Source organism: Asaccharospora irregularis DSM 2635 (genome assembly GCF_900129815.1).
Lineage (GTDB): Bacteria > Bacillota > Clostridia > Peptostreptococcales > Peptostreptococcaceae > Asaccharospora > Asaccharospora irregularis.
Genome location: NZ_FQWX01000008.1, coordinates 25,483 through 38,090 on the forward strand (window position 1 = coordinate 25,483; position 12,608 = coordinate 38,090).

Annotated in this window: 13 protein-coding genes and 1 riboswitch; all 13 genes read left to right on the forward strand. The window is 31.5% G+C overall.

Going from position 1 to position 12,608, the window contains the following annotated elements; translation table 11 throughout:
• The first annotated feature begins 146 nt into the window (after positions 1-146).
• Positions 147-253: riboswitch (glycine riboswitch) on the forward strand.
• Positions 254-384: 131 nt separating this feature from the next.
• The gene (locus BUB34_RS05160; protein ID WP_073124962.1) at positions 385-756 is read left to right on the forward strand and encodes a GrdX family protein; all 372 of its coding nucleotides are present in this window, start codon (positions 385-387) and stop codon (positions 754-756) included.
• Positions 757-950: 194 nt separating this feature from the next.
• A complete protein-coding gene (gene trxB / locus BUB34_RS05165) occupies positions 951-1,904 on the forward strand; it encodes a thioredoxin-disulfide reductase (RefSeq protein ID WP_073124963.1) in 954 nt (317 codons plus the stop codon).
• A gap of 63 nt (positions 1,905-1,967) precedes the next feature.
• On the forward strand, positions 1,968-2,285 hold the full coding sequence (gene trxA, locus BUB34_RS05170; protein ID WP_073124964.1) for a thioredoxin TrxA: 318 nt from the start codon (positions 1,968-1,970) through the stop codon (positions 2,283-2,285).
• Positions 2,286-2,380: 95 nt separating this feature from the next.
• Positions 2,381-3,667 carry a glycine/sarcosine/betaine reductase component B subunit gene (locus BUB34_RS05175; protein ID WP_073124967.1) on the forward strand — a complete coding sequence of 429 codons (1,287 nt, stop codon included), beginning with the start codon at positions 2,381-2,383 and terminating at the stop codon, positions 3,665-3,667.
• A gap of 177 nt (positions 3,668-3,844) precedes the next feature.
• Positions 3,845-4,321, forward strand: coding sequence for a glycine/sarcosine/betaine reductase complex selenoprotein A (gene grdA, locus BUB34_RS05185; RefSeq protein WP_084120207.1), 477 nt, complete (start codon positions 3,845-3,847; stop codon positions 4,319-4,321).
• A 25-nt stretch (positions 4,322-4,346) separates the two neighbouring features.
• Positions 4,347-5,657: a glycine reductase complex selenoprotein B gene (gene grdB / locus BUB34_RS05190; RefSeq protein ID WP_084120209.1), complete on the forward strand. Its 1,311-nt coding sequence runs from the start codon at positions 4,347-4,349 to the stop codon at positions 5,655-5,657.
• Between the two features lie 199 nt (positions 5,658-5,856).
• The gene (gene grdC / locus BUB34_RS05200; RefSeq protein WP_073124977.1) at positions 5,857-7,389 is read left to right on the forward strand and encodes a glycine/sarcosine/betaine reductase complex component C subunit beta; all 1,533 of its coding nucleotides are present in this window, start codon (positions 5,857-5,859) and stop codon (positions 7,387-7,389) included.
• A gap of 10 nt (positions 7,390-7,399) precedes the next feature.
• Complete coding sequence (gene grdD / locus BUB34_RS05205; RefSeq protein WP_073124979.1) at positions 7,400-8,545, forward strand: glycine/sarcosine/betaine reductase complex component C subunit alpha; 1,146 nt, start codon at positions 7,400-7,402, stop codon at positions 8,543-8,545.
• 467 nt (positions 8,546-9,012) lie between these two features.
• Entirely contained in the window at positions 9,013-9,903 is an 891-nt protein-coding gene (locus tag BUB34_RS05210) for a DUF4300 family protein (RefSeq protein ID WP_073124981.1), read from the forward strand.
• 163 nt (positions 9,904-10,066) lie between these two features.
• Positions 10,067-10,639, forward strand: a complete 573-nt coding sequence (locus BUB34_RS05215) for a xanthine phosphoribosyltransferase (RefSeq protein WP_073124983.1) — start codon at positions 10,067-10,069, stop codon at positions 10,637-10,639.
• A gap of 123 nt (positions 10,640-10,762) precedes the next feature.
• Positions 10,763-11,407 (forward strand): fructose-6-phosphate aldolase, encoded by a 645-nt coding sequence (fsa, locus tag BUB34_RS05220; protein WP_073124985.1) that lies wholly within the window; start codon positions 10,763-10,765, stop codon positions 11,405-11,407.
• Positions 11,408-11,543: 136 nt separating this feature from the next.
• Positions 11,544-12,119, forward strand: coding sequence for a hypothetical protein (locus BUB34_RS13515; RefSeq protein ID WP_242948828.1), 576 nt, complete (start codon positions 11,544-11,546; stop codon positions 12,117-12,119).
• Positions 12,120-12,273: 154 nt separating this feature from the next.
• A complete protein-coding gene (locus BUB34_RS05230; protein WP_073124987.1) occupies positions 12,274-12,570 on the forward strand; it encodes a hypothetical protein in 297 nt (98 codons plus the stop codon).
• Positions 12,571-12,608 lie beyond the last annotated feature (38 nt).

Sequence of the window (12,608 nt, forward strand, 5' to 3'; positions counted from 1 at the left end):
TAAAAATGATAAAAAAGCTATAATTTAAACGGTGTTCAAAAAATGTACAAAAAAATAAAAAAAGTGTTTAAAATTAAACAAAAATAGTTTATACTTAAATCATAAGATAAATAAAAGAAATAAATAAAAAATATAAATATATCCGAGTGAAGGATGTAGGAGACGGTTTCTTAAATGAAACGGCCGAAGGGACAAGTTTAATCTTCCCCAAAGATTAAATGAAATTCTCAGGTAAAAGGATTACAGCCGGACGGAACTCTGGAAGAAGTTGAAACAGAGAAAGCAAATTAGAGGGATTTGTTTTCTCTGTTTTTATTTTATACTATGTTAAAAAACCAACGAAAACAGACAGTAAAAATTCGCTTATGAAGGAGGAGATGCAATATGTTAATAGTGACTAATAATCCTATGGTTAAGGAAAACGATTCCTGTGGCAAGGAAATATTATTCATAGAGGGAACTTATAGTGACATTCTAAAAGAATGTAGAGATCTTATCCATAAAGGATATGAGTTATTATCTCATCCGCTTTATTCTAGTGTTAAACCAAATGAAACACCTTATAGAACTATAATATTAAAAGATAGTGCTGCAGCAGACAATAATTCAATAATTTTAATAGAAGAAGCAATAAACACATCGACTAAATTTCAAAATGACAAAATGACACCAAATTGGACAAAAAGAGTATTAGAAGATTTTCAAGTGATTGACTATGATATATTTAATAATACAATACAAAGAATACAATATTAAACTTAAATCACTTACCAAATATTTAAAACTGAAGGTACATATTGACGAAAAAGATATTTTATTGTTAGATTTTTAATTAACGAGGCTTGATTTACTTTTAAGTTACTAAGGAAATAAATTTTTACAAATAAATTTGTAAGAAGTTTATTGATAGAATCAAAAAAATGTATTTTACGCAAGGGGGATAAAGTTAAATGGAAAATTTATACGATCTAATTATAATTGGGTCAGGACCAGCTGGACTATCTGCAGCGCTTTATGGTGCTAGAGCCAAATTAAAAACATTGATAATAGAAAAAGGCAAGACTGGTGGGCAAATAGTAATCACTCATGAGGTTGCTAACTACCCAGGATCTATACAAGATGCTTCAGGACCAAAGTTAGTAGCTAGAATGGTAGAACAGTGCAAAGAGTTTGGTGCTGAAATGGTAAGAGATAACGTAGTAAGTACAGATTTAGATTCAAATATAAAAGTAGTAAAAGGAGAAAAAGGCGAGTATAGAGGCAAGACAGTTATAGTTGCAACAGGAGCTAATCCAAGAAAGTTAGATGTACCTGGTGAAAAAGAATTTACAGGAAAAGGTGTATCTTACTGTGCTACTTGTGATGGTGACTTCTTTACAGATTTAGAAGTATTTGTAATAGGTGGAGGAGACAGTGCTGTTGAAGAGGCAATGTTCTTAACTAAGTTTGCTAGAAAGGTTACAATAGTTCACAGAAGAGATGCATTCCGCTGTGCTAAATCAGTAGAGGAAAAAGCAAGACAAAACCCTAAGATAGAATTCTTACTTGATACAGTTATAGAAGAGCTAAAAGGCGATGGAGTACTAGAGTCTATAGTATTTAAAAACAAAAAAACTGGAGAAATAAGTGAGTACGTTGCAGATGAAGATGATGGAATTTTAGGAGCATTTGTATTTGTTGGTTTAGTACCACAAACAGAATTATTCAAAGGAAAGATAGATATGGATTCTGCTGGATATATAATAACTGATGCAGACATGAAAACTAATATAGATGGGGTATTTGCAGCTGGTGACTGTAGAGTTAAGTCACTAAGACAAGTGGTTACAGCTACTAATGATGGAGCTATAGCTGCTGTGATAGCTGAGAAATATATAACAGAATTCTTTAAAGAAGAACAATAAATAATTAAATCGTAGGTTAATAGGTTATATAATCTACAACTATAAAATAAAGGGGGATATAAAATGATCGCTTTAGACAAAAATACTTTTGAAGAAGAAGTGAAAAATCAAGAAGGGCTAGTTTTAGTAGACTTCTGGAGTGAAGGGTGTGAACCTTGTAAGGCATTATTACCAGATATAGAGAGAATGTCTAATGAATATGGTGAAAGCCTTAAGTTCTGTAAGCTAGATACTACTAAAGCAAGAAGATTAGCTATAAAGGAAAAGGTATTAGGACTTCCAACAATAGCTGTATACAAGGATGGAACTAAAATAGATGAACTTACTAAGGATGATGCAACTGTATCTAATATAGAAGAAATGATAAAGAAATACATCTAATATCAGCAAAATTAGTGCAACAAATTCAAGTTAAGTTGTTATAAATTTGGCAGAGCCAAATCTATATATATAAAAATTTATTGGGGGGTGAAAGTATGCGTCTTGAATTAGGAAAAATCTTTATAAAGGATGTCCAATTTGGAGATGTTACAGAAGTTAAAGACGGAGTACTATATATTAATAAAGAAGAGATGTTAAGTGAGATAGGCGGAGATGAACACATAAAGTCTATAGATTTAGAGTTAGTTCATCCTGGAGATAGTGTAAGAATAATGCCTGTAAAAGACGTTATAGAGCCAAGAGTTAAGGTTGAAGGTAGAGGGGGAATATTCCCAGGTATAATATCTAAGGTTGATACTGTTGGAGAAGGTAGAACTCATGCATTAAAAGGTGTAGGAGTTGTGACTACTGGTAAAATAGTAGGATTCCAAGAAGGTATAATAGATATGACTGGCCCAGGAGCTAAGTATAGCCCATTCTCTACACTACACAATGTTGTAGTGGTAGCTGAACCAGTAGATGGATTAAAGCAGCATGATCATGAAAAAGCTGTTAGAATGATAGGATTTAAATCAGCAGCTTACTTAGGAGAGGCAGCTAGAAACATCACTCCTGATGAAGTAAAAGTATATGAAACTAAGCCTGTATTAGAAGCTATAAATGAAAACCCAGAACTTCCAAAAGTAGGGTATGTGTATATGCTTCAAACTCAAGGATTACTTCATGATACATATGTATATGGAGTAGATGCTAAACAAATAGTTCCAACTATACTATACCCAACTGAGGTAATGGATGGTGCTGTTGTAAGTGGAAACTGTGTTTCTGCATGTGATAAGAACCCTTCTTACGCACATTTAAATAATGGAATAATAGAAGAGTTATATGAGAAACATGGAAAAGAAATAAACTTCATGGGTGTTATAATCACTAATGAAAACGTATACCTAACAGATAAAGAAAGATCTTCTAACTGGACTGCTAAATTATGTAAATTCTTAGGATTAGATGCTGTTATAGTATCTCAAGAAGGATTTGGCAACCCAGATACAGACTTAATAATGAACTGTAAGAAGATAGAAAAAGAAGGAATAAAAACTGTTATAGTAACTGATGAGTATGCAGGCCGTGATGGAGCTTCTCAATCACTTGCAGACGCAGATGTAAGTGCTAATGCAGTTGTTACTGGAGGAAATGCTAACCAGGTTGTATTATTACCTAAGTTAGATAGAGTTATAGGTCACGTTGAAGTAGCTGATGTTATAGCTGGTGGATTTGCTGGAAGTTTAAGAGAAGATGGAAGCATTGAAGCTGAGATACAAGTTATAACTGGGGCAACTAACGAGGCAGGATTTGGATATTTAACAGCTAAAGGATACTAAGACTAAGATATGATACTAAAAAATAAAACTAAGATTGATACTAAAACTAAGATTGATACTAAAACTAAAATTGATACTAGAACTAAGATATGATACGATACTAAAACTAAGATTTGATTTTAAAATAAACTATACACTATAAATTAAAAATATATGAAAAATTGAAAGGAGATTGTTATGAGCGTACTTGAGAATAAAAAAGTAATCATAATAGGTGACCGTGACGGTATACCTGGACCAGCAATAGAAGAGTGTGTAAGAACAGTAGATGGAGCAGAGGTAATATTTTCTTCAACAGAATGTTTTGTCTGAACTGCTGCTGGGGCTATGGACTTAGAAAACCAAAAGAGAGTTAAAGAAGCTGCTGATAAACATGGAGCAGAAAATCTTGTGGTTTTACTAGGTGCAGCAGAAGCCGAAGCTGCAGGTCTTGCAGCTGAAACAGTAACAGCAGGAGATCCAACATTCGCTGGACCACTAGCTGGAGTTGAGTTAGGACTTAGAGTATATCATGTTGTAGAAAACGAAATGAAAGAATCATTTGACGAAAGTGTTTACGAAGATCAAATAAGTATGATGGAAATGGTACTAGAAGTTGATGAAATAGTAGAAGAAATGGAAAGTATAAGAGGAGAATTTTGTAAGTTTGCTTAGAATCTAAAGTAGAGGGGTGATATATATGGGAAAAGTAAGAGCGGTTCATTATGTTAACCAATTCTTCGCAGGAATCGGAGGAGAGGAAAAAGCTGATACTGTACCTCATATTGCAGAAGCTTTACCACCAATAAGTTTACAATTAGGTAAAGTTTTAGGTGAAGAAATAGAAGTTGTTGGAACAGTAGTGTGTGGAGATACTTATTTCAACGAAAATTTAGAAACTGCAAGAGCAGAAGTTTTGGAAATGATAAAAGGATTAAAGCCAGAACTTTTCATAGCAGGCCCTGCTTTTAATGCTGGAAGATATGGGGTTGCCGCTGGTGAGATAACTAAGGCTGTACAGGAAAGTTTAGGCATACCTTGTCTGACTGGGATGTATATAGAAAATCCAGGAGCGGATATGTACAAAAAAGATGTTTATGTAATAGAGACATCTGACTCAGCTGCAGGAATGAGAAAAGCGCTTCCTAAGATGGGTAAATTAGCAAAGAAATTAGTTAACAAAGAAGAAATAGGCTCACCTAAAGAAGAAGGATACATGGAAAGAGGAATAAGAGTAAACTTCTTCCATGAAGAAAGAGGAGCCAAAAGAGCTGTAGATATGCTTTTAAAGAAAATAAAAGGTGAAGAATTTGTTACTGAATACCCAATGCCTAGCTTTGATAGAGTTGAACCAAATAAGGCTATAAAGGATCTATCTACTGCTAAAATAGCATTAGTTACATCTGGTGGTATAGTACCAAAAGGAAACCCAGACAGAATAGAATCATCTTCTGCTTCTAAGTATGGAGAGTATTCAATAGAAGGTTTTAATGATTTAACTGAGGAAACTCATGAAACTGCTCATGGTGGATACGACCCAGTATACGCTAATCTTGATTCTGATAGAGTACTTCCAGTTGACGTACTTAGAGACTTAGAAAAAGAAGGTGTAATAGGAAAGCTACACGAGTTATTCTATACTACAGTTGGTAATGGTACATCTGTTGCAAACTCAAAAGCATATGCTTCAGAATTTGCTCAAAAGCTTATAGCTGATGGTGTAGACGCTGTAATTCTTACTTCTACGTGAGGTACTTGTACGCGTTGCGGTGCAACGATGGTAAAAGAAATAGAAAGAGCAGGATTACCAGTAGTTCATATATGTACAGTAGTTCCTATATCTTTAACAGTTGGAGCAAATAGAATAGTTCCAGCAATAGCAATACCTTATCCTCTTGGAAACCCATCATTAGATGCTGCTGAAGAAAAGCAAGTAAGAAGAGGAATTGTAGAAAAAGCTTTAGAAGCTTTAACTACAGAAGTTGAAGGTCAAACAGTATTTGAAGGATAATACAAATAAAAAATATAAAAATAATACAAATAAAAATAATACAAATAAAAATAATACAAATAGTTGGACTTATACTTATATGTATAGGTATAAGTCCAACTAAAAAAGTAAATAAAATAAACAAAAGGGGGGCTGTTTTGAAGGATGAACTTAAAATAGCCTCGTTTAATGAATATAAAAAACTATTGGGGGTGCGACAATGACATATCCAGTATTAAAAGGGGCAAGCTATATACTTGCTCACACACCAGATATGATTGTTCAAAATGGAAGTACATGTGCAGTAGAAAGACAAACAAATCCAGATTCAGAATTTTTAAAGGAAATAAAAAATCATATAAGAAGTTATGAAGATGTAGTAAACTATATGCCAAACCAAGTTTACATAGGAAACAATAGACCAGAGGAGCTAAGAGATTTAGCTATGCCTTGGTGTAAACAAGAAACAAAAGGTACTAGAGATGGTAAGTTTGGGGAAATAATGCCTCAAGATGAGTTCATAGCATTAATGCAAATAAGTGATGCTTTTGACTTAGTAAAGTTAAGTGAAGAATTTGTAAACACAGTAAAACCTAAAATAGAAAATAACTACCCTGAATTAGAAAATTTTATATCTAAATTAAAAGGAGATAATATAGAAGAAGGAAAAGAACTTGTTGCCAATCATATAGCAGAAGGTCTTTACCATAATGGAGAATTTGTAGGATATGTAAAAAGAGCACATGATGTGGATGTAAACTTAAGCGCCCACACAATGTTTGAAAACCTAGTAGTTAAAGCATCTGGAGTTTTATCTGCTATGCACTTAGTTAGAAAAGGTAATATAGACCCTAATGAAATAGATTATGTAATAGAGTGTTCAGAAGAGGCTTGTGGAGATATAAACCAAAGAGGTGGAGGAAACTTTGCAAAATCAATCGCTGAAATAGCTGGCCTTACAAATGCAACAGGATCTGACGTAAGAGGTTTCTGTGCAGCTCCAACTCATGCACTTATTCAAGCTTCTGCATTAGTTAAGTCTGGAGTATTCAAAAATGTTATGGTTGTTGCTGGAGGGGCAAGTGCAAAGCTTGGAATGAACGCAAAGGATCATATCAAAAAAGAACTTCCAGTTTTAGAAGATGTGGTTGGAGGATTTGCCGTACTTGTATCTGAAAATGACGGTATAAATCCAATAATAAGAACTGATTTAGTAGGAAAGCATACTGTAGGAACTGGTTCTTCACCTCAAGCAGTTATGACTTCTCTTATAACTACAGGTCTTGATAGAGCAGATTTAAAAATAACTGATGTTGATGTATATTCAGTTGAAATGCAAAACCCAGATGTAACAAAGCCAGCAGGAGCTGGAGACGTACCAGAGGCTAACTACAAGATGATAGGTGCTCTTGCAGTTAAGCGTGGGGACATGGAAAAGAAAGACTTAAAGAGTTTTGTATCAGAAAAAGGATTACCAGGATGGGCTCCAACTCAAGGGCATATACCATCAGGAGTACCTTATGTAGGATTCTTGATAGATGATTTAACTACTGGTGACAGAAATAGAGCCATGATAGTTGGAAAGGGTAGTTTATTCTTAGGAAGAATGACTAACCTATTTGATGGGGTATCATTTATATCTGAAAGAAATAACGGTGTACAAGAAGAAAATAATGGAGTGTCAAGAGAAGAAATAAAGAAAATCATAGCTGAGTCTATGAAAAAGATAGCACTAGATATGATGGAAGAATAGGGGTGAGGATATGTCAAAAAAAGTTATTGCAGATGTATTCTTAGAAGTAGCTAATGCAATAGAGAGTGGAGAATTTGGCAAAAAGGTAAGAATAGGACTGACTACTCTTGGAAGTGAACACGGAGTAGAAAACCTTGTAAATGGAGCACATTTAGCAAATTCTTCTTTATTTGATATAGTATTAATAGGACCAAAGGTTGAAACTGACCTTGAAGTTGTTGAAGTTAATGAAGAAAAGGAAATGCACTGCAAGATGGAGGAACTATTAGACTCTGGATATATTGATGCATGCGTTACTATGCATTACAACTTCCCAATAGGGGTATCAACAGTAGGTAGAGTGGTAACTCCTGGTAAGGGAAAAGAAATGATATTAGCTACAACAACTGGAACTAGTGCTACAAATAGAATAGAGGCTATGGTAAGAAATGCTATATATGGTATAGCTACTGCAAAATCTATAGGAATAAAGTCTCCAAAGGTAGGAATTCTTAATGTAGATGGTGCAAGACAAGTTGAAAAATGTTTAAAAGAACTAAAAGATAACGGATATGATCTAGAATTTGCAGAATCAGTAAGAGCAGATGGTGGAAGCGTAATGAGAGGAAATGACCTATTAGTTGGTGCACCAGATGTTATGGTAACTGATACTTTAAGTGGAAATATATTTATGAAGGTATTCTCTTCTTATACAACAGGAGGAGACTACGAGGCCAACGGATTTGGTTATGGACCAGGTGTTGGAGAAAATTATGATAGAAAAGTACTTATATTATCAAGAGCATCAGGATCTCCAGTTGTAGCAAATGCTTTAAGATATGCATACGATGTCGTAAAAGGAAATGTAAGCGATATAGCAAAAAAAGAATTTGTGGATGCAAAGAAAGCTAAATTTGATGATATAATAGCTTCTGTCACTAAAAAAGAGGTAAAGGTACAGACTGAAGAGGTAGCTATGCCAGAAAAGCAAATAGTTACAAGACAAATCTCTGGAGTTGATATAATGGATCTAGAGGATGCTGTTAAAGAACTATGGAAAAACGGCATATATGCTGAAAGTGGAATGGGATGTACAGGACCTATTGTTTTAGTAAATGAGGATAAAGGAGATTTAGCAGTAGAAACTTTAATAAAAGCCGGATATACTGCTAAGTAATATATTAAAAGCTTATCACGATCAAACAAGAGTACGAAAAAATATATGTTTATAATTCTAATAGTCACAGTAAAAATTTAAAAAGAGAATATCCCAAAATGTCTGATGACATTTTAAGGGATATTCTTTTTTTAGTCTTAAAATATATTATAATTAAAAAAATAAAAAAGGGCTGATTTTCATACAATATATAATATTATACATAGAATTAATGGTAGGGATTAAACTATGCTAATAAATATATTGCATCGACAAATCTAGCCCGAAACTCTGAAAAAATTTATTCAGAGTCAAACAGTATTTGAAAAATAATACAATATATATTATATATGAATATAAGAAATATACATTAAAAATACAAAATAACTATATTGGAAAATAAGAGTATAGATTTATACGATAGAAAAATGTAGTGATAATTTCAAGAAACGTGTAAAAATATTTATTAGAAAAGAGGGCTTATTACAATGAAAATGACAAAAAAGTATATTTTTTTGTTTGGGGTTGTTATATTTTTTTTGATATACATTTTAAATAAAATATTAACATCGCCAGAACGCCAAGTATTATTCGATTTTAATTATTTGAATAATGATAAAGTAGTTAATAACTCTAATACATTGTTATTAAACAACGATATCCCTGAAAGAAATGTTGACCTTTGGATGAAATATGTAAAAAGATACAATACAGAAAACAAAGCCTTCATAAAAGACACATCTAATGGATGGAAAACAATCTACTTAAATAAGTACAATAGGATAAATTTTAATAGTATTTTAGATAAATGGTATGAAGAAAAGGATTCTTTTGATTTAAACTGTAGACAAAGTTCATTTATACTGATAAAGGATATGGTTTCTGGTGAGTGCGTTATAGAGGAACGTGATTCTGATATAGAACAAGAAATAAATAAATTAAAATCTATTTCTAATGAGAAAATAACAAATAAAGATGCTAGGACATACATATATTTATTTACTCCTATTAAATTAAAGATAGGTAACTCAAAAGACATTGATGTCTATGATGAAACTTTAAGCGCCTTAAAAGACTATTGGAACAAAGGAAATTTAAAATTTAAAGATGGGAAAAAATCTAAGTTAATTCAAGTGGTACTTATTGAACCAAACGCAAGTGATATTAAGGCTACTATAGCTCATACTGGTTTGTCAATAAAGGATGGAGACATGATATATTTTATTGAGAAAAAGAATCCGTGTTTTCCGTATCAGATTTCTAGATTTAAAAATTATGACGACTTAAATAGGTACATTATTACACAGTTTAAATCACCTAAAGATTATAAATTAATGATTTTGGAAAATAATAATGTGATATATAAAAATGATAATTAAGAAATATAATAAAAATATACATATAAATTTTGACAAACTCGACTTAATATTTAATTTATAATATATGTTATTATAAATTAAATATTATAGTATAATAATATTGTACTTAACACTAAACATACAAATTAGAGCTTGTCGCAGTATATAGTTTAGGAGGAAATAGATGAAATCATTACAAGAGAAGATATTAAAAGAAGGAAGTGTATCAGGAAGTGATATATTAAAAGTAGATAGTTTTTTAAATCATCAAATTGATATAAGATTTTTAAATGAAATAGGAAAAGAGTTTAAAGAAAGATTTAAAGAAGATAAAGTAGATAAAATTCTTACCATAGAGGCCTCAGGAATTGGAATAGCGTCCATTGCATCTCAATATTTCGAAAATGTACCAGTTGTTTTTGCAAAAAAAGTAGAATCTAAGAATTTAGATAAGGAGGTATATGAAACAAAGGTGTATTCATTTACAAAAGGCAAAGAATATACAGTTAGAGTTTCCAAAAAATATCTAAATAAAGGTGAAAATATACTTGTAGTAGATGATTTTTTAGCAAATGGAAGAGCAGTATTAGGTTTAAATAATATAATAAACCAGTCAGGTGCAAATTTAGTTGGTGTAGGTATAGTAATAGAAAAGGGATTCCAAGAGGGAAGAAAGGTTTTAGAGGACGAAGGTATCAGGGTAGAGTCATTAGCTATAGTAGAGTCTATACAAGACGGAAAAGTTGTATTTAAATAGACCTGATATATATTTTGAGTTTAATCAAAATCATTATGGGAATAATAATTTTGATTAAACATTTTATGTTGTGTATTAAATTTTATTTTTATATATTATATTAAAAAATTAGGAGGTAGAAAAATGAGATTTTTTATAGATACAGCAAATATAGAAGACATAAAGGAAGCAAATGAATTAGGTGTTATTTGTGGGGTGACGACAAACCCTTCGTTAATAGCTAAAGAAGGAAGAGATTTCAAACAAGTAGTAAAAGAAATAAGTGAAATAGTAGATGGGCCAATAAGTGCAGAGGTTATAAGTTTAGAGCATAATGAAATGATTAAAGAGGCTGAGGAATTAGCTAAAATACATAAAAATATAGTTATAAAGGTACCTATGACAGAAGAAGGATTAAAAGCTGTAAAAGTGCTATCTGAAAAAGGTATAAAAACAAACGTAACATTAATATTCTCTGCAGTTCAAGCATTACTTGCGGCTAGAGCGGGTGCTACTTATGTAAGTCCTTTTTTAGGAAGATTAGACGATATAGGGCAAGATGGATTAGGATTAATAGAAGAAATTGTAACAATATTTAGTGTTAATGCTATAGAAACAGAAATAATAGTTGCAAGTGTAAGAAATCCAATACATGTATCAGAAGCTGCTAAAATAGGTGCAGATATAGCGACAGTACCATTTAAAGTTATAAAACAAATGTTTAAACATCCTTTAACAGATAAAGGTATAGAAAACTTTATGAATGACTGGCAAAAAACGTTTAAATAATTCATAAAAAGATTACGACTTTGTAATCCAAAGTAACAGAGGTGTAACTGTTATATGGATAGCCTGTATGATATTATTTAATTATAGAAATAATAAATTTTATAATAAATTATAGGTTAAGAGGAAGTGAATTGATATGAAAAAATCAGTAAGAGCATTATCAATATTATGTGGATCATTATTATTAGTAAGCCCAATGAATGCTACAATATTTGCAGAAGACTTTGTTACAAACAATAAAGTAAATGTAGCTGACGTTAAAGAAATAGAGACTACAAAAGAAGAATACACAGAAGTTAAATGTGAAGATAAAGAACAAGTAGTATTAAATAACAATAAAGGACAATCAGATTTAGATAAAGACATAAATAACACAGTAGACACTAATACTAAATTAGATACTAATGCTAATAAAGTAGTAGACAGCACTAATAAAGATAGTGAGCAAGAAAAATATGTAGAAGTACAAAAAGAAGAAGTTAAAACTCAATTAACTAAGGAACAAGCAAAACAAATATTAGTAGATAGAAATCCTAATGTAGAGTACATATACCAAGGTGATGAAAATACATTCGAAGTCTTAAAAGAAAAAAATGTTAGTGGATATGTATTTTTACCAAATGAGGAAGGCGATATGGGATTCCTTGTAGATAAAAATACTTCAAACATATATTACTTCCACCCAAGCGGATATGTTGAACCAGTTATGTAATTACTATAAAAGGGCTTCTCTAAAAGAGAGGCCCTTTTATAGTGCATAGAATTTTTTTATACTTATTTGGGTAACAAGTAGGTTATTTGGTATAATAAGATATTATAGTTATATAAACTTTAAATAATTAATTTAATGAAGGGAAAATTTAATCATGGATATAGTAATAAATAATACTGCAAAAGTAGAGATAGATAAGTTATTAGAAAATAGCGATAAAAAATATATAAGAATAATAACAAGATGTATAACAATGCACGAGGATGCCAAATTTGATTTGATACTAGATGAAAAAAGAGAAGGAGATAGATTATTTGAAGTGGATGGATACAATATAATAATCGAATCTAACTTTGCAGATCAAATTGCAAGTATGATTATATCTTACGGAGGTTTGATGAGTAGAGATAGTTTTTCCATACATGCAGACTTTGGATTTTATGAATATTAGTTATAAAAATTCTAAGGATTATCTGAGAAAAAATTCTT